Here is a 16,491-nt window from a genome sequence, read left to right as displayed (position 1 = left end):
AACACGGTCGCCGCCGACGCACCTCTCGTGACCGACGCTGCCGACAGCCCCGCAGACGACGACACGGCCGGCGAGCGACGCCATGACCGCCTCCGCCGCCATGCGACGCCCGGCCCCCGGAACTCACTTTGGTCGTGGCCCGAGGCGAAGCATCCGCTTCGGGTCGCGCTCAACTACGTCGTCATCGTCCTCGCCCGCCATTCGCCGAGCCTCCGCCTGAAGAACTGGCTGCTCCGACGAATCGGCGTCACCGTCGGTACTGGTGTCTCGTGGGGGCTTGAATCGACGCCAGATGTCTTCTGGCCGGAGCTTGTCACCGTCGACGACGACGCGGTTATCGGCTATGATACGACGCTGCTTTGCCATGAGTTTCTGCAGGACGAATACCGGACCGGCCAGGTCCGCATCGGCCGGCGGGCGATGGTCGGTGCCGGCACAATCGTCCTCCCGGGGGTCGAAATCGGCGACGGCGCACAGGTCGCAGCGAACTCACTCGTAACGGAGGACGTTCCGCCCGGCGAGACGTGGGCGGGTGTGCCGGCCGAACCGGTCAACCGAAGCTAGCCCGACCGGACCCGCATCGCCCCCTCACGGAGAACTTTTCGGTTTGGTATCATGTACTCTTCGCCTTCCGCTTCGACGTAGGTGACGAACACGTCGACCTCTTGGACGATGCCCCGACAGCCGTCGATTGCGACCTCGTCGCCGATACTGTACGGCTCAGTCATCAGCACGTAAATGCCGGCCGCGGCCGACGACAGGAGGTCCTTGAACGCCAACCCGCCGAGAAAGAAGACGCCGAAGGCATAGGCCGCAAGGAGAATCAGCAGCGCGCCCGTCGCAACGCCGAGCTGTGAGAGGGCAATCAGCGCGGCGACGTAGAGAATCGAGACCTTGACAAGTGTCGGAATGAGCGTCACCTCCGGCAGCTTAATGCTCTTGAGTCGTTCGCTGACGACGAGTTCGGCCTTGTCGGCGGCGATGAGGCCGACGAGAATGACAAGCACTGCGACAAAAAGCTGCGGGAGGAAGGCGCTAATCCGTTCCAGTGCCGCCTCCTCCGGCATGACTTCGAGTACCTGCCCGGCGTACAGTGCCGCAACGACGAAGACGAACAGCCCACAGAGCCGGGCCAGCAGGCGTACTGTGGAGGTGCCGAGCTGTCTCGCCGTCCGCTCGAACGGCGTTCCTTCGACAGCGTCATCGACACCGAAGGCCCGCAGCGCACGGCTGACGAGATAGGCGGTCAGCGCACCGGCGACGAGTCCGGCCACGAGGACGCCGGCGGCGACGAGCAGGTTTTGCCCCGGTGTCGGCAGCCCTTCGAACCAGCTTCGGAGCGGGAGGTCGACCATCAGTACTCCTCCGGATCCAACTCCAGAATGATTTCTCCGCCCGAAAAGGCCCGGACCAGCCCGTCCGACTCCGAGAGGACGACCGCAACGGCGTTCGTATCGCGGGTGATTGCCCCGGCGGCCATATGTCGCGCGCCGAGTCCCTTCGGGATGTCGACGCCCTCCGCGGACGGTTCGAGATACCGGTAGGCGGAGACGATTTTCCCCGAATCGCTGATGACGAAGGCCCCGTCAAGCCGGGAGAACTCCTTGAGCATCACATCGACGATGGGGTCGCCGACGTGGACGTGGCTCTTTTCGAAGGGGTTGTAGCTCAGCGGCCGGGATTTGTTCATCACCTTGCCAGCGTCACCGACGACGAACAGCGCGCCGACTCGCTTTCCTTTTTGGCCCTTCTTGCCCAGCTCGATGGCGACTTCGAAGACGTTCCGGATGACCTCCGGCTCGGCGCGGCTGTTCACAAAGAGGTCGTAGACGCCCGATTGGTCGAAATCGCCGGCACGAACCCGCGTGACCGTGTCGATGTCATCGTCAAAAAGCGCCACCGCACAGGCGACTTGGTCGCCTTCGGCGACGAACTCGTGTTCGAGCCCCCCTTCGATACCGAACCGAATCCGCTCGCTGACGTCTTTGAACGCCAGCGGCAACTCGACGTATCGGTCCGCCCCCACGTCGTTTTCCGGGGCGACGACGACGGGGTCGGACTCGCCGAACCGCTCGTAGAACGACCCGCTCGGGGAAAACAGAAACACACCATCGACGTCGGCAACGATATCGTCCAGCAGGTCGCTGAGTTCGCTCATCGGGGGAGTGTCGGTGCCGGACAGAAAAAGTGTTTGGGAGCGTCAGCCGCATGTCTGACGGTCGACGAACGGCGCTGCCGCTCTGTGTGGTCGGTGAGCGGAAAACAGGGAAACCTCAGATGAGGTCCTGGTCTTCGAGCTGCTCGATGACGTCGTCGACGAACGCTTCCGCCGAGTCGTAGGGGAATTCGCCGCCGCCGAGCTTCGTGTTGAGCTCCATTGCGGTCATCGAGAAGTCGCCGGATTCGAACTTCGTACCGGGCCCCTGCGGGAGCGCAGGCACGAGGTCCATCGGGCTGTTGATGGGGTAGTCTGCACCTTCGAAGGCGTCGATCATCTGCTCGCGGAGGTCGTCTTTGTCTGCCATAGTACACTCACACTATGACGGACCCACCATAAAAATGATTCGACAGTGGAAACTAAAACCCGGAAGTAAGTTTACTATGGTTGTATAATATCTGCAGTACTTACCAAGTTACGCTGTAATAAATGCGTATTTAAAAGCAGAGGCGGCCGTCAGTGGTCTCAGATGGCGAGCGTCGCCCGCAGCATATCACGGGTCCCCGGGCCGAGCCCGACCGCAAGCACCGCGATGAAAAGCAGGTAGGCGTATCGCGGGCTCTCTTCGAATATCTCCTCGTTGAATACCCAAACGACCACGACAGCGGCGATGACCTTGATGAAAAAGAACGGCCATGCGCTGCCGACTGCGTCGGTGAGCCACTGCGGCTGGATAGCCCCGGTTATCCGGACGGTCGCTTCGTTGATGACGTGCTTGGAGCCGTAGGGGACGCCCACGAGCTGTTCACCCCAGTCGAGGCTCAGCACGTTGGCAACGCCGTCGACGGCGTGTCCCCAAACGACCAAGGCACCCATCGCCCCGGTGCCCTCGTTGATACCCGGCACGAACCGCTCTGTCACCCACCAAAACACCAGCGTGGTCAGCGTCGCACCGCCGAGCACGATTGTTGGAACGAGTAGGTAGAACTCGACGATGTCGGTGGTACCGGCGACATAGAGCAGCCAGCCAACGACGGCGACAACGGCGGCGGTTCCGATACCGCCGAGGAACGTCTCGCTACGGGAGAGCGTCCCCCGGCCTTCGAGCCAGACGCCGCCGACAAGCGCCGCCAGCGTAAACCCGAACATCACGAAATAAATGAAGGGGCTGATGATGAGCGCAACAGCCGGATACGGAATCAGCATCCCGACCGCTTCGCCTCGGAACGCGACGTTGACGTCCTCGACTGTCCGGAGCGCCCCGCCAAGAAGCATGTAGGGAAACAGCGCGAAGTAGAACGCCGGAGACATTTCAATGTCCAACCGACGCAGCAAGAAGAGCACGCCGATGAGCATGAAGACGAGAACGACGGCGTAGCTAACCGTCGAGACGGTCGTATAGCCCGGCTCGGCGACGAAACCTTCAGCCCCGGAACAGGCCGCCCGACTGTAGAGTCGCTCCGTCGTACCCCCTGAACGGACCGCACAGACAGCGCCGTGGGCGTCTGCATCGACCGGACCCCAGAAGTACTGCCAGAGGAACCCGTTATAGACCCGCCGCGGGAACGCAGCCGCCGCGGCGACGATGGCGACGATGCCCCCGACGAACACCGCGAGCCACATCCGGGCGAGGTCGAAGTCGGAAGAGTCCATACCGACAGTCGTGTCCCACGGCGGTTTCACGTTTCCGGTCCGTACCGACCGCAACTATCGCCGTGGCGCGGCTGTCGCTTCCGCGTTCGCTGAGCGGCCGGCTACTGTCGCTCCGGCTTCCGAGCCGCCTCAAGAACGGCGTCGTGTGCGCGGCCGTTCGAGGCGACGAGTCCCGTGCTGTCGTGTCGCCACGGCTCGCCGTGGATGTCGGTGACGGTCCCGCCGGCGGCCCGCACGAGCGCCGCGCCGAGGACGGTGTCCCACGGCTCGGGGTCGATGTTTGTCACGACCGCCTCAACGGCCCCAGCGGCACAGTATCCGAGTTCCAGTTGCGCCGACCCGAAGCGGCGCATATCGCCGAACTGCTGAACGATAGCCTCACACGTCGCGGCGTACTCGTCGCGGCGGTCGAACCCCCACCAGACGGTCGGCACCACGGTAAACGTCTCGGGGTCCGACCGGTCGCTGACGGCGAGTGGGTCCCCGTTCAGAAACGCCCCATCCGGCGTCAGCAGGAATGTCTCCCCAAGCGCCGGCGCGACGGTCGCTCCGGCGACGGCGGCCCCATCGACGACGGCGACGACGCTTGTGGCCCACTCACGGAGCCCATGAACGAAGTTGTTCGTCCCGTCGATGGGGTCGACGACCCACGCCGCACCCTCTGCCGGGAGTTCATCAGCCGTCGCTTCGGTTTCGCCATCGCTTTCCTCTCCGACAATCGGCTCATCCGGATACCGCTCACGGATGACGCCAACGACGCGCCGCTGGGCGTCTCGGTCGGCCTGCGTCACTACGTCGGTTTTTTCGCCCTTGGTTTCCGAATCGATGCCGTCCCGAAACGCCGCCGCGGCGATATCGGCCCCGGCCTCGGCCGCCCGACGGGCACAGTCGGCGCGTTCGTCCATACGAGCCCTGTGGCGTCGGGCGAAAAAGCGGCACCGATTTGTCGGTCGGTAGACTGACTCCACGTATGCATACGCTCGCAAAGCGGTTTCACAACATCACCCCCGACCGGATACTGGTAACCTTCGAAGACGGCTCTTCGGTCGTTGTCGAACCCCGTTCTGCGGAGTTCTTTCAGGAAGCCTTTCAGGCCGAAGGTGTCGCAGACGACGGGACGGTCTACCGGTTCGTCACCGACGGTGGGGACGACCCGCTCGTCGCCGGCGAACAAACCGACGACGGGTGGACGCCGGCCGGCACCGTCAGTGATGTCGAACCGGCAGACGAGTAGCTGTTAGGCCGTTTCGATGGCATCCAGCGCCGCCTCGAAGTGTCGCCGCTCGATTGTCACCTCGTCGGCGCGGTCGGCGGCCGCCTCCGGTCCAAGTTCCGTTGCCAGCTCCCGAATCGCCCGCATCGAGGCGTCTCGAACGACGGCTTCGAGCTCTGCTCCCGACCGGCCTGCCGTCTCGGCGGCGACCTCGTCGAGGTCGACATCCTCGCCGAGCGGCTTGCCACGCGTGTGAACATCGAGAATCTCCTTGCGGGCTGTTTCCCCGGGGTCCGGAACTTCGACGTGGGTCTCAAGCCGCCCCGGTCGAAGCAGCGCCGGGTCGAGCGCCGCTTTTCGGTTTGTCGCCGCCAACACGACCATATTCGGGTTGTCCGCCAGCCCGTCGAGCTCCGCAAGCAGCTGTGAGACGACCCGTTCTGTCGCCTCGCTGGCATCGCCGCGAACACCGGCGAGGGCATCGATTTCGTCGAAGAAGACGATTGCCGGCGCGGCCTGTCTCGCCCGGTCGAAGACTTCCCGGACGGCCTTCTCGGACTCGCCGACGTACTTGTCAAGGAGCTCAGGCCCGGCTACGGAAACGAAATTCACGTCGCTTTCGCCGGCCAGCGCCCGCGCGAGGAGCGTTTTTCCGGTCCCGGGCGGCCCATACAGCAGGATACCGGTCGGCGGGTCGGTGTTCGTCTCCTCGAACAGCGGGCCATACGACAGCGGCCACTCGACTGCCTCGGTCAGCCGCTGCTTGGCTGCGTCGAGCCCACCGACATCCTCGAACGCCGCCTCGGGGGTCTCAGCGACGTATTCCCGCATCGCAGAGGGGTCGGTAGCGGTCAGTGCCGCCTCGAAGTCCCCGGCGGTGACCCGAAGCTCGCCGCGCTCGTCGCGGCTCCGAAGCGCCTCCATGGCCGCCTCCGTCGCCAGCGAGTGGATGTCAGCGCCGACGAAGCCGTGCGTTCGCGCCGCCAGATAGTCGATGTCGACATCCTCGCTCAACGGCATTCCACGCGTGTGAACATCGAGAATTTCCCTGCGGCCCCCCTCGTCGGGTGCGCCGATTTCGATTTCACGGTCGAAGCGGCCGCCGCGCCGGAGCGCGGGGTCGATGGCGTCGACGCGGTTGGTCGCGCCGATGACGATGAGGCGGCCGTGGTTTTCGAGGCCGTCCATCAGCGTCAAAAGCTGGGCGACAACCCGGTTTTCCATGTCGGCGTCCTCGTCGCGAGTGCCGGCGATGGAGTCGATTTCGTCGATGAAGACCACGGCCGGCTGGTTGTCGACCGCGCGTTCGAAGGTCTCCCGGAGCCGTTCTTCGCTCTCGCCCTTGTACTTAGAGACGATTTCCGGGCCGTCGATGACCTCGAAGTGGGCGTCGACCTCGTTGGCGACGGCCTTGGCGATGAGCGTTTTCCCAGTTCCCGGCGGGCCGTACAACAGGACGCCCGACGGCGGCTCGATGCCAAGTTTGCGGAACAGCTCCGGCTCCGAAAGCGGCAGCTCTATCATCTCTCTGACCTGTTCCAGTTCCTCGTCGAGACCGCCGATGTCCTCGTAGGTTGCGTCGGGCGTCGGCTCCGGAGCCGCACGCTCGGCTGTCTCGGTCTGTTCCGGGGCGCTGTCCGTGATTCCGTCGGACGCGTCGGGGCTTTCGCGAACGCGAATCGTCGTCTCACCGGTGACCCGAACGGTCCCGCCCGGGTCGGTTTCGACGACGCGGGCTCTGACCCCCGGCCGTTCGAGCCGAACCGCTTCGCCGTCCCGTAGCGGCCGGTCTTGCAGGTCGGTCGCGACCGCTTCGAGGAGGTCATCGTCGGCGCTTACCGGGAGTTCGACGACGACGCGGTCGGCGTCAGCAATCGATACCGGCTCAACGGTGACGGTGTCACCGATAGTGACACCTGCATTGGCGCGGGTTTCGGCGTCGATGCGAACCGTCTCCCCGCCGCCCGTGCCCGGCCAGACCTTTGCGACTGTCGGCGACTCGCCGTCGATGACGACGGTGTCGCCGCTCAGCACGCCTAACTGCTGCCGCGCTGCTTCCGGCAGGCGGGCCACCCCGCGTCCCGCGTCCCGCTTTTCGGCACCTTTCACCGTGAGCGTAACCTGCCGGTCCATGCGTAGCCATCGGGCCGCCGGCCGCTTTACCGTTCCGACGACGGCAGCGACCGCCCCGTCGTCGTCCGGGTTGGTAGCGGGGTAACCGTTATACGCCCACGTGTCACAGTTCCAGACATGGTCGAAACCACAGAGAAAGACGGGACGACGTGGTACAAGTGCGAGAAGTGCGGGATGCTCTTCGACAACCGCGAGGACGCCACACAGCACGAGGCGTCCTGTGACGCTGAGGAACCGAGCTACATCCAGTAAGCCGCCGTCAGTCCCGTCACTCGCCCAGCCGCTCTCTGTGTGTGTCGGCTATCTCGACGGCCTGTTCGCGGGTCTGTGTTTCTTTCCACCGAACCTTCGAGCCGTCCCCGTAGGCCAGCGCTTCCTTGAGTTCATCCCGGAGTGGGCCGTGCTCTACGGCCAGCACCGTTCCGTTACCATCGCCGAGTTCGTAGACACCGTAGCGGTCCGGCACGCCACCTATGGTCGACCGCTCAAGCGGCTGCCACGGCTTCTGCAGCGGCATCACGCCACCTCCGACTCCGGAACGAGTTCGTAGCTGAACTCGCCCATCTGGTCTTCCGCAAAGACGAACACGCGCCCGTCGGCGACATCGAAGTCCGCGCTAACCTCAACCCGGTAGCCGGTGCTTTCGGCCGCAACCCCAGGGAACAGCGACGCTGTCTCGCCTCCCTCAATGATGACGCGGCCGACGCCAGTCGATTCGAGGATGTCGTCGTGCGTGTTGCGGTCGTTGACGTACACCATCACACCCTGCGTTTCGTCCGGTGCCGTCACGAGCACGTGGACATCCTTGCCCGGCGGGCAGTGAACCGCTCCCGCTTTCTTTTCCGGGACACCATGATAGAACACCGAGCGGCCATCGAGGTACTCCACTTCGACGCCCTCGGATTCAAGCGAGACTGTCAGCGTCTCCGGGGCGATGTCGCTTCGGCTGGTCATCGACGGCGCGTTGGGGGGCTGTCAATAAAAGGGGGACGGTCGAGCACCTTCGGTGCTGTCGGTGAATATAGCCGTTTCGGTTCACGAGACGAAACACCCGAAGTACATAGGTTCGTTGTCGTTCAAACGCCGCCGAGGATGAACATCATCGACGGCGACAAGACCGAGTGCAGCCGGTGTGAAGAAATCTTTCCGCTTTCGGAGGTTTCGGTGCTCGAACGGACGCACAACAAGGACATGGAAAAGCCGCTCTGTGAGGAGTGTCTCGAAGCAGTCGGCGTCCCGAAGGGCTACGAGGTCGAACACGACGTGACGTATCTCGCTCGGTGAGCCGCCACAACAGCCCGTATCAACGAGCGGCAATGACGGTTTCGCCGGCCCGGACGTGCTGGCCTTCCTCGACCCGAATGTCGCTCCGGTCGTATTCAGGTGGGAGTAACACGTCGGCCCGAGAGCTAAACGAGATGTGACCGAGGCGTTCGCCGCGGTCGAGTTCGTCACCGGCCGCAACGTAGGGATACACCCGTCGAGCGACGGTCCCGGCGATGAGCGTGAGCTCGTATTCCTCGAACTCGACTGTCACGCGCTCGTTCCGGTCGGATTTTTTGCTGAACGCTGGCAGGTGGCCGCCGGGCGTATGCTCGACTGAGGTGACGGTGCCGGCGGCTGGCGCGCGGTTGATATGCACGTCCGTGACGTTCATGAAGACCGCAACCCGGACCCGTTGGCCCTCGGTCCGGACGACGGACACGCGACCGTCGGCAGGTGAAACGACGCCTGTCGGCGGTGGTGACCGCTCCGGGTCGCGGTGGAACCAGTAGACGCCGACGGTGGCCGCGAGACACGCAAGCGCAAGCGGCGGCCAAAGAACGGCGAACACGACTGCTGCCACCAGTGGAAATCGAGCGTATCGCCAGGTCCCCGGAGCGACCGACGGTATCGATGGGAACACGATTTCCGGTATTCGGCCCCTCCGACAAGGTGGTTCCGTTTTGCCTCTCGTGGCGCGACATTGCTTTGCTGTTTAAAACTGTTAATTGGTTTTTACCTGTTCACCCGATTCCCGGTCGTGCTTGTATTATTTTCTGTTCTAATATTTCGGATGGAAAGCAAACTTCGCCGAAAGTGCTTGCATTAATATGGGAGGATTGTGAGTATGCCTATAGCAGACCATGTCTAGCAGCACGGCAGCCTGGAAACAGGCCGAAGCGGAGTTCGAGGACGAGGTGGTTGGGGAGAACACGATTCCGAGGCTGTTCGAGCAGAGCGCCTCGCGGCACGCGGATCGAGATGCCCAGTGGTACAAGGGGGGCGTCTACGAGCGCTCGCTGACACCGGACGTTCTCCCGGCGGCCCCCTCCGGCGAGTTCGAATCACTGACATACGAGACGATGCAGGAAATCGTCCGGAACCTCAGTGCCGGCTTTCGGGAACTCGGCGTCGAAAACGACACACGGGTCGGCATCTTTGCCAACACCCGGATGGAGTGGGCACAGTCAGACTTCGCCATCCTTGCAGCCGGTGGCGTCGTGACGACTGTCTACACTGAGTCGTCGCCCAATCAGGTCCAGTACCTTCTCGATGACCCGAATGCCGACGGCGTCGTCGTCGAGAACGGGGAACTGCTCGAACGGGTACTCGAGGTCGAAGACGAACTCGACCTCTCGTTTATCGTCGTTATCGACGACTTCGACGGCCACGACGACCGCGATGACATCCTCTCGCTGGCCGAGGTCCACGACCTCGGCGACGAGCACTTCGACCAGGACGCCTACGAGTCACGGCTCGCCGAACGTGACCTCGACGACCTGGCCTCGCTCATCTACACCTCGGGGACGACCGGCAAACCGAAGGGCGTCCAACTCACTCACCGAAACTTCCGGTCGAACGTCAACGGGCTCCGAAAGCGCTTTGCACCCCGCCCAGACAAAGACGAGGACCTGCCCGCAATCGATGAGCGCGACCGCGTCCTCTCGTTCCTGCCGCTGGCCCACGTCTTCGAACGCGTCGCCGGCCACTTCCTGATGTTCGGCTCCGGCGCGACTGTCTCATACGCCGAGTCGACCGACACGGTCGCCGACGACATTCAGATTGTCAAGCCGACTGGCGCGTCGTCGGTGCCGCGAGTCTACGAACGCATCTACGATAGCCTCCGCGACGAGGCTCCCGAGGCCGTGTTCAACCGCGCGGTGCCCATCGCCCGCCAGTGGGCAAACACCGAGAGCCCGGGTCTTGGGCTGAAGCTCAAGTACAAGCTCATGGACAAGCTCGTCTACTCGTCGGTACGGGAGCAGATGGGTGGCAACATCGAGTTCTTCGTCAGCGGCGGCGGCAGCCTCTCCAAGCAGCTCGCCGAGCTCTTCGACGGGATGGGCATTCCGATTCTCGAAGGCTATGGGCTGACTGAAACCTCGCCTGTCGTCTCTGTGAACCCGCCGGAAGACTACCGCTCCGGGACGCTCGGCCCGCCGCTTTCCAACGTCGAGGTTCGACTCGACGAGACGGTCGTTTCCGACGACCAGAAGGCCAACGCCGACGGCGACATCGGCGAACTCCACGTCAAAGGTCCCAACGTCACCGAGGGGTACTGGAACCGACCCGGGGCCACCGAGGAAGCGTTCACTCAGGACGGCTGGTTCCGCACCGGAGACATCATCGAACAGACCGACGATGACTACCTCATCTACCACGACCGACTGAAACAGCTCATCGTCCTCGACACGGGCAAAAACATCGCCCCACAGCCCATCGAAGACGAGTTTGCGACCTCCGAGCGCATCGACCAGGCGATGGTCATCGGCGACAACCAGAAGTTCATCGCCGCGCTCTTTGTCCCGAACCTCGAAGCCGTCGAGCGGTGGGCCGACAAGGAGGGCATCGACCTTCCCGACGACTCCGAGGCGATCTGTGCAGACAGTCGCGTCCGCGAGTACGTCAACGAGGAAGTCGAAGAGGTCAACAAGACGCTCTCGAAGTCGGAGAAAATCAAAGAGTTCCGGCTCGTCCCCATCGAGTGGACGGCCGACAACGACCTGCTGACGCCGTCGATGAAAATCAAGCGGCGGAACGTCATGGAGCAGTTCGAAGAGCAGGTCCAGGATATCTACGGCGACGACTACAACAAGTAGCGCCGTCCCGCACCGACACTTTTTATGATGTCGTCGTCCGAGTAGTCGGTACTTTCCGGTCTCGTCCGGCAGCGACGCGGTATCGGCGGCCGCGTTGTTCTCCTGTCGGTACCGGCATGGCTCCGAATATATCAATGTCACTCCACAATCTCATCCGAACGATACGTCGCCATCTCAGAGAGGACATCCGGACCGCCCTCGCAAAGGACCCGGCCGCGACGAGCGCGCTCTCTGTCGCGCTGTTGTATCCGGGGCTCCACGCCGTCTGGGGCTACCGCATCGCACACGCGCTCTGGGAGCGTGGCCACACGTTCGCCGCCCGAGCGCTGTCGCAGTGTATCCGCCTCCTGACTGGCGTCGAAATCCATCCCGCCGCCGATATCGGCCGGCGACTGTTCATCGACCACGGCGCGGCCGTTGTCGTCGGCGAGACAGCCGAAATCGGCGATGACGTGCTGCTGTACCACGGTGTCACCCTCGGCGGTGACTCGATGCGCCGGGAGAAGCGCCACCCGACGCTTGCGGACGGCGCTACTGTCGGCGCAAACGCGACCCTTATCGGCGACATTACCGTCGGCGAATCGGCGACGGTCGGCGCTGGCAGCGTTGTCGTCGAGGATGTCGCTCCCGGCCAGACTGTCGCTGGCTCTCCCGCCGAGCCGGTCGACGGCACCGGCAGCGAGCGGGTTGATGGGCCGGCATAGGCCCGAGAGACATAACTGTCCGCCAGCCCTACAGAAGCCTGTGACCGCTCCGCACGACACCCTCCGTGCCGACCCGGTCCTCGAACCGCTCATCGAACGCCACGGCGCGCTGACAATCGAGCCGGCCGACGACCTGTTCCGCCGACTGCTCGTCTCGGTGCTCCGCCAGCAGGTGTCGATGGCGTCGGCCGAGGCCACGAAAAAGCGGCTCTTCGATGCCGTCGAGCCGACGCCGACAGCAGTGCTGGCCGCCGACACAGAGACGTTCCGTGAGGCCGGCCTCTCCCGGCAGAAGGCCACCTATCTCCACAACATTGCGGCGGCATTCGAAGACCACGGCTACGACAGGGCCTACTTCGAGCCGATGGACGACGAGGCGGTGCGGGCAGAGCTTACTGATATCACCGGCGTCGGCGAGTGGACGGCGAACATGCAACTGCTGTTCTCGCTGGGCAGAGAAGACGTCTTCCCGGTTGGAGACCTCGGAATCCGGAAAGGTATGCGGGCGCTTCTCGACGAGGACCTCGACCGCGCGGCGATGACTGAAGCGGCCGAACGCTGGGCTCCGTACCGGAGCTACGCGAGTCTCTATCTGTGGCGTGTCAACGAGCCGCTCGACGAATCGGTTGCGGAAGTCGTCCGGCGGTCGTAACATCCGCTGCCGCTGTCGGACGGCGACGCCGCTAGTACTTCGGTTCCGCGCCGGTCTGTGCGTAGATGTCGTCCATAATCTCGTCTCTCGTTTCCTGCCAGGCGTCGAGTCCCTCGGGACTGGACGGATACGTCTCGTAATGCTCCAACAGCCGGTCGGCGAGTTGTTTAGTGTCGAAAAGCTCCTTGAGCGTCTTCCAATGGCCGAAGCTCTTGACCAGCACGCGGAGCTTGAGCGGTAGCCCGACCTCCGCGGACCCGGAGTACAGCGCATCCGAGAGCTTTTCGGCGGGCATCGCCGCCAGTAGCCCCAGTAGCTCGTCGAGGTCACAGGCCGTCGAGAAGATGTTGTACACATCGAGGGCCGCATACCGACCGCCGTAGTGGTCCATCACGCGCTCGTTGTACTCCCAGAGGTTCGCCTCGCTGACATCGCCGTCCTCGATGGCACCGATTGCGGCTTCCCCGGCGTACTGGCCGGCGTAGGCCGCGCCGGCGATGCCGCCGCCGCTGATGGGGTTGACGTGGGCCGCGGCGTCGCCGATGGCCATATAGCCCGGCGCGGTTGCCGAGTCGTACGGTCGGCGAGTCGGCAGCGCCGCGCCGAGTTTGTCTTTGACAGTGGCGCCTTTCAGCTCCGGCCGACGGCTGATATCCTCCCGAAGGTCGTCGACGAGTTTCATCGGCTCCTCGTTCATCTGGAAGCCGAGCCCGACGTTGATTTCGGTCGGCGTCCGCGGGAAGTACCAGAGATATCCTGCCGAGCGCTTCGTCGGCTTGAACACGAGCGCGTCGTCCCACTCGACGGGCTCGTCGACCTCGATAACCTCCCGGTAGGCCGAGGAGAACTGCGAGTACTGGACGTTCGTATCGAAGGTCGCATCCTCGAAGTCGGCCTTGTCCTGTAGAATCGATAGCGCTCCCGCCCCGTCGAGGACGATTTCGGCCTCGTAGGTTCGTGGGTCGCCCTTCTTGATGGCTGAGAAGCCGTAGACGCGGCCGTCATCGTCCTGCAGGACATCCTGAACGACGGTGTCGTAGTGGAACTCAGTGCCGGCGTCTTCGGCCGCATCGATAAGCTGGCGGCCGTACTCCCAGCGGTCGATAACGGCGAGTTCGCCCGGAATCGGGATGTCGAGCGAGACGTCCTCCTGTGGGATTTCGAACTGCCCGTGGTCGACATCGGTGTTTGTGAACGACGATTCGATTTCGGATTTCGGAATCGCCTCGGGGAACGTATCGGCACCCTTCAGCGCATCCCCACAGGCGATGTGTCCGGCCTCCTCGGCGTCCTTTCGGTCGACGATGACGACGTCGTAGCCCGCGTCAGCGATAGTCGCGCCGGCGTAACAGCCGGCGGTGCCGGCTCCAACGATGGCGACGTCGTACTCGAAGGTGGTCATGGCAACGTTTCGACGCCGGGGCGGCAAAACTCTTTACGAACAGGCGGCGCTGGCCTGTCCCGTTCCTCCCGGTTACCGAGCGGTCCACCCGCCGTCGACGGCGAAGACTTCGCCGGTCGCATACGAGGCGAGGTCGCTGGCAAGAAACACCGCCGGTCCGGCGATTTCCTCCGGTTCGGCGAAGCGGTCAAGCGGCGTTCGACGCTCGATGGAACGCCTGAGGTCCTCGTTTTCCTGTAAGTCATCTGTGAGGTCCGTAGCAACGTAGCCCGGCGCGAGACAGTTGACGCGTACGTCCGGTGCCCAATCGAGCGCGAGGCTTTTTGTCAGCCCGACGAGGCCGTGCTTGGAGGCGACGTAGGGGTGCTGCCGCGGGAGCCCAACCAGTCCGCCGACGCTGGCGACGTTGATTAGCGAGCCGCCGTTGTCTCTCAGTGTTGGCTCTGCGGCGCGAGCACAGGCGAAGGCACCGCCGAGGTTGACATCGAGAACGCTGTCGAACCCTTCATCGGGGACTGACTCCGGCGTGCCGAGCGCCGCGTCAGGATTAATGCCGGCGTTGTTGACCACGACATCGATGCCGAGGGCATCGTCAATCCGCTCAAAACAGGCTTCGACGGCGTCACTGTCGGCGACGTCGAGTGTCTCAACGCGGCTCTCAACGCCGTGGGACTCGATATCTTCGACAACAGCCTCCACGTCAGATTCCGTCCGGGAGAGCGGGACAACGTCTGCGCCGGCAGCGGCGAACCCGAGAGAGATTGCACGACCGATGCCACGCGAGCCACCGGTAACGACGGCGGTCTTGCCTGAGAGGTCAAGCTCCATGTCCACGAGTAAACCCAGCAGAGCGCAAAAGCCTACCCCTTGCTACCGCTAGTCGTGGACCGTGATAGAAACATGCATGAACTAGTTTGAAGATTAAAAACCGTTAATAGACGGTGCCGAGACACACGGTAACACGAATGGGGGTTACCAGACGTACGGTGCTCAGGACGCTCGCTGCCGGTGGGGTGGCGGCGGCCGGCACCACGACAGCGGTGGGACAGGCCTCGGCAATCGAACTCGACTGTGCGCTCTCGGGGGAGCTTTTTGAGCCGAGCGGCGATGTGACGAGCCGCGACGTAACAATTGCGTCCTTCGACGGAACGGAACTGGCTGCGACGGTGTATGAGCCGGACACCGCTGGTCCCCATCCGTCGGTGCTTACGACCCACGGCTGGGGACTCAACAAGGACCTCATGCGGTGTACCGCACAGATGTACGCCAGCCACGGCTACGTTGTTCTCGCCTACGACTCCCGTGGATTCGGTGATTCCGACGGTGAGGTACAGGTCAACGGGCCAAATGAAGTACGAGACGTGTCGGCGCTGCTCGATTGGCTCGCAGACTATGATGAAGTGCGCGCTGATGGTGACAACCCGGCGGTTGGTATGGACGGCGGCTCCTATGGCGGTGGTATCCAGCTTCTGGCGGCCGCACAGGACGACCGCATTGACGCTATCGTTCCGCGCATCGCGTGGAACGACCTCGTCTACTCGGGCGCGCCGAACGAAACCATCAAGTCCGGCTGGCTCGGCGCGCTCGTCGGCTCCGGAGCGGTGACCTCGCGGTTTACCGGCAACATCGAGCAGACGCTCGACGAGCGCCTTCCGGAATGGTACGGGGAAGCACTCGAAGCAAACGCCTTGCCGGCGGATGCCGAATCGTACTTCGAAGCGCGTTCGCCGGCGACGTATCTCGACGACCTCGATGCGCCGACGCTCGTCGTTTCCGGCTGGAAGGATACGCTCTTTCCACCGAGTGAGGCGGTTGCGAACTACCGACAGGCATCCGCCGTGGGCGTCGATGCACGACTCGTCATCTACAACGGCGGTCATAACATCGCCGAGTTGGGCGTCGGCGACGACCAGCAGACCTACATGCACGAGGCGGCGCTCGAATGGATGAACGCACACGTTCGTGGCGACGGCGACCCCGACATCCCCGAGGTATCGCTGTACGACGAACAGCAGGAGACATGGCGGACGTTCGAGGGCTTCGGCGACGGCGCCGAGCCGGTAGCGGTGTCGCTTGATTCGCTTGCGGACGACCGCTCGACGGTCCGGCAGGCTCCCCTGTGGGCGAGCCGGACGGCGGACTACGACATCGGCTCCGACGGAGCGTTCGAGGTGTTCGGGACGCCCGAACTGACGCTGACAGTCGAAACCGACAACGACGTGTTGAACCTCTTTGTCAGCTTCTCCCACGTCGACCGGTGGGGCCGAAGCGAGCAAATCGACGACCAGGTGACCGCCGTCCGTATCGAAGATGGCACGCAGACGGTCGCTTTGGAGTTGGAGCCGCTCCAGCGGTCGGTCCCGGACGGCGAGACGCTGCGGCTTGAAATCGCCGCCGAGGACCCCTTCTATCTCGACGAGTACGGGTCGGCAACGGTCCACAACGACGGCTCGACGCTGGAGTTGCCGCTCGCCGACGGCTCGCTGTAGGCCAG

The 16,491-nt window shown here is 63.7% G+C and carries 19 protein-coding genes; 8 read left to right on the top strand and 11 right to left on the bottom strand.

The window, feature by feature from the left end; all coding sequences use genetic code 11:
* Positions 1-27 precede the first annotated feature (27 nt).
* Complete coding sequence (locus NP_RS10385; protein WP_011323806.1) at positions 28-564, top strand: acyltransferase; 537 nt, start codon at positions 28-30, stop codon at positions 562-564.
* On the opposite strand, the gene NP_RS10380 is transcribed toward NP_RS10385, so the two are convergent.
* The 5 genes from NP_RS10380 to NP_RS10360 form a co-directional block, all read right to left on the bottom strand.
* Entirely contained in the window at positions 561-1,355 is a 795-nt protein-coding gene (locus tag NP_RS10380; protein WP_011323805.1) for a mechanosensitive ion channel domain-containing protein, read from the bottom strand. The genes NP_RS10385 and NP_RS10380 overlap by 4 nt on opposite strands.
* Positions 1,355-2,158: a diadenylate cyclase DacZ gene (gene dacZ, locus NP_RS10375; protein WP_011323804.1), complete on the bottom strand. Its 804-nt coding sequence runs from the start codon at positions 2,156-2,158 to the stop codon at positions 1,355-1,357. The genes NP_RS10380 and dacZ overlap by 1 nt, the downstream gene beginning before the upstream one ends.
* 115 nt (positions 2,159-2,273) lie before the next feature.
* On the bottom strand, positions 2,274-2,525 hold the full coding sequence (locus NP_RS10370) for an MTH865 family protein (RefSeq protein ID WP_011323803.1): 252 nt from the start codon (positions 2,523-2,525) through the stop codon (positions 2,274-2,276).
* A gap of 158 nt (positions 2,526-2,683) precedes the next feature.
* On the bottom strand, positions 2,684-3,811 hold the full coding sequence (locus NP_RS10365) for a DUF63 family protein (protein WP_011323802.1): 1,128 nt from the start codon (positions 3,809-3,811) through the stop codon (positions 2,684-2,686).
* Between the two features lie 101 nt (positions 3,812-3,912).
* Entirely contained in the window at positions 3,913-4,716 is an 804-nt protein-coding gene (locus NP_RS10360; RefSeq protein ID WP_011323801.1) for an inositol monophosphatase family protein, read from the bottom strand.
* A gap of 65 nt (positions 4,717-4,781) precedes the next feature.
* Between NP_RS10360 and NP_RS10355 the strand changes: the two genes are divergently transcribed.
* Complete coding sequence (locus tag NP_RS10355) at positions 4,782-5,045, top strand: hypothetical protein (protein WP_011323800.1); 264 nt, start codon at positions 4,782-4,784, stop codon at positions 5,043-5,045.
* A gap of 3 nt (positions 5,046-5,048) precedes the next feature.
* Here the strand turns inward: NP_RS10355 and NP_RS10350 are convergent, their stop codons facing one another.
* A complete protein-coding gene (locus NP_RS10350; RefSeq protein ID WP_011323799.1) occupies positions 5,049-7,157 on the bottom strand; it encodes an AAA family ATPase in 2,109 nt (702 codons plus the stop codon).
* Positions 7,158-7,274: 117 nt separating this feature from the next.
* Here NP_RS10350 and NP_RS15115 point away from each other — a divergent pair, with 117 nt between their 5' ends.
* Entirely contained in the window at positions 7,275-7,409 is a 135-nt protein-coding gene (locus tag NP_RS15115) for a DUF7128 family protein (protein ID WP_049939658.1), read from the top strand.
* A gap of 16 nt (positions 7,410-7,425) precedes the next feature.
* Here NP_RS15115 and NP_RS10340 read toward each other — a convergent pair whose 3' ends face one another.
* Together NP_RS10340 and NP_RS10335 are read right to left on the bottom strand one after the other, a co-directional pair.
* Positions 7,426-7,674, bottom strand: a complete 249-nt coding sequence (locus NP_RS10340) for a DUF7508 domain-containing protein (RefSeq protein ID WP_011323798.1) — start codon at positions 7,672-7,674, stop codon at positions 7,426-7,428.
* Complete coding sequence (locus NP_RS10335; RefSeq protein WP_011323797.1) at positions 7,674-8,111, bottom strand: DUF5796 family protein; 438 nt, start codon at positions 8,109-8,111, stop codon at positions 7,674-7,676. Before NP_RS10335 ends, NP_RS10340 begins: the two co-directional genes overlap by 1 nt.
* Before the next feature lie 138 nt (positions 8,112-8,249).
* Between NP_RS10335 and NP_RS10330 the strand changes: the two genes are divergently transcribed.
* Complete coding sequence (locus NP_RS10330) at positions 8,250-8,441, top strand: hypothetical protein (RefSeq protein ID WP_011323796.1); 192 nt, start codon at positions 8,250-8,252, stop codon at positions 8,439-8,441.
* Between the two features lie 19 nt (positions 8,442-8,460).
* Here NP_RS10330 and NP_RS10325 read toward each other — a convergent pair whose 3' ends face one another.
* Positions 8,461-9,063 carry a protein sorting system archaetidylserine decarboxylase gene (locus NP_RS10325; RefSeq protein ID WP_011323795.1) on the bottom strand — a complete coding sequence of 201 codons (603 nt, stop codon included), beginning with the start codon at positions 9,061-9,063 and terminating at the stop codon, positions 8,461-8,463.
* Between the two features lie 220 nt (positions 9,064-9,283).
* Here NP_RS10325 and NP_RS10320 point away from each other — a divergent pair, with 220 nt between their 5' ends.
* From NP_RS10320 to NP_RS10310, 3 genes are all read left to right on the top strand, one after another.
* A complete protein-coding gene (locus NP_RS10320) occupies positions 9,284-11,239 on the top strand; it encodes an AMP-dependent synthetase/ligase (RefSeq protein WP_011323794.1) in 1,956 nt (651 codons plus the stop codon).
* Between the two features lie 134 nt (positions 11,240-11,373).
* Positions 11,374-11,943, top strand: coding sequence for a serine O-acetyltransferase (gene cysE, locus NP_RS10315; RefSeq protein ID WP_011323793.1), 570 nt, complete (start codon positions 11,374-11,376; stop codon positions 11,941-11,943).
* A 40-nt stretch (positions 11,944-11,983) separates the two neighbouring features.
* Positions 11,984-12,595 (top strand): DNA-3-methyladenine glycosylase family protein, encoded by a 612-nt coding sequence (locus NP_RS10310; RefSeq protein WP_011323792.1) that lies wholly within the window; start codon positions 11,984-11,986, stop codon positions 12,593-12,595.
* 31 nt (positions 12,596-12,626) lie between these two features.
* Here NP_RS10310 and NP_RS10305 read toward each other — a convergent pair whose 3' ends face one another.
* Positions 12,627-13,997, bottom strand: a complete 1,371-nt coding sequence (locus tag NP_RS10305; protein ID WP_011323791.1) for a geranylgeranyl reductase family protein — start codon at positions 13,995-13,997, stop codon at positions 12,627-12,629.
* 72 nt (positions 13,998-14,069) lie between these two features.
* On the bottom strand, positions 14,070-14,825 hold the full coding sequence (locus NP_RS10300; protein WP_011323790.1) for an SDR family NAD(P)-dependent oxidoreductase: 756 nt from the start codon (positions 14,823-14,825) through the stop codon (positions 14,070-14,072).
* A gap of 137 nt (positions 14,826-14,962) precedes the next feature.
* On the opposite strand from NP_RS10300, the gene NP_RS10295 reads away from it, so the two are divergent.
* Entirely contained in the window at positions 14,963-16,486 is a 1,524-nt protein-coding gene (locus NP_RS10295; protein WP_011323789.1) for a CocE/NonD family hydrolase, read from the top strand.
* The last annotated feature ends 5 nt before the right edge of the window (positions 16,487-16,491 follow it).

This window comes from Natronomonas pharaonis DSM 2160, assembly GCF_000026045.1.
Classification (GTDB): Archaea; Halobacteriota; Halobacteria; order Halobacteriales; family Haloarculaceae; genus Natronomonas; species Natronomonas pharaonis.
The sequence above is the reverse complement of the archived record's forward strand: the minus strand, read 5'-3'. Positions and strand labels throughout refer to the sequence as shown.

Bases quoted from the DNA above. Each gene is read 5' to 3' on its own strand.
- NP_RS10335 (WP_011323797.1), bottom strand. From the start codon at position 8,111: ATGACCAGCCGAAGCGACATCGCCCCGGAGACGCTGACAGTCTCGCTT.
- NP_RS10365 (WP_011323802.1), bottom strand. From the start codon at position 3,811: ATGGACTCTTCCGACTTCGACCTCGCCCGGATGTGGCTCGCGGTGTTC.
- NP_RS10350 (WP_011323799.1), bottom strand. From the start codon at position 7,157: ATGGACCGGCAGGTTACGCTCACGGTGAAAGGTGCCGAAAAGCGGGAC.
- NP_RS10340 (WP_011323798.1), bottom strand. From the start codon at position 7,674: ATGCCGCTGCAGAAGCCGTGGCAGCCGCTTGAGCGGTCGACCATAGGT.
- NP_RS10360 (WP_011323801.1), bottom strand. From the start codon at position 4,716: ATGGACGAACGCGCCGACTGTGCCCGTCGGGCGGCCGAGGCCGGGGCC.
- NP_RS15115 (WP_049939658.1), top strand. From the start codon at position 7,275: ATGGTCGAAACCACAGAGAAAGACGGGACGACGTGGTACAAGTGCGAG.
- NP_RS10300 (WP_011323790.1), bottom strand. From the start codon at position 14,825: ATGGAGCTTGACCTCTCAGGCAAGACCGCCGTCGTTACCGGTGGCTCG.
- NP_RS10330 (WP_011323796.1), top strand. From the start codon at position 8,250: ATGAACATCATCGACGGCGACAAGACCGAGTGCAGCCGGTGTGAAGAA.
- NP_RS10370 (WP_011323803.1), bottom strand. From the start codon at position 2,525: ATGGCAGACAAAGACGACCTCCGCGAGCAGATGATCGACGCCTTCGAA.
- NP_RS10295 (WP_011323789.1), top strand. From the start codon at position 14,963: ATGGGGGTTACCAGACGTACGGTGCTCAGGACGCTCGCTGCCGGTGGG.
- dacZ (WP_011323804.1), bottom strand. From the start codon at position 2,158: ATGAGCGAACTCAGCGACCTGCTGGACGATATCGTTGCCGACGTCGAT.
- NP_RS10320 (WP_011323794.1), top strand. From the start codon at position 9,284: ATGTCTAGCAGCACGGCAGCCTGGAAACAGGCCGAAGCGGAGTTCGAG.
- NP_RS10305 (WP_011323791.1), bottom strand. From the start codon at position 13,997: ATGACCACCTTCGAGTACGACGTCGCCATCGTTGGAGCCGGCACCGCC.
- NP_RS10355 (WP_011323800.1), top strand. From the start codon at position 4,782: ATGCATACGCTCGCAAAGCGGTTTCACAACATCACCCCCGACCGGATA.
- NP_RS10380 (WP_011323805.1), bottom strand. From the start codon at position 1,355: ATGGTCGACCTCCCGCTCCGAAGCTGGTTCGAAGGGCTGCCGACACCG.
- cysE (WP_011323793.1), top strand. From the start codon at position 11,374: ATGTCACTCCACAATCTCATCCGAACGATACGTCGCCATCTCAGAGAG.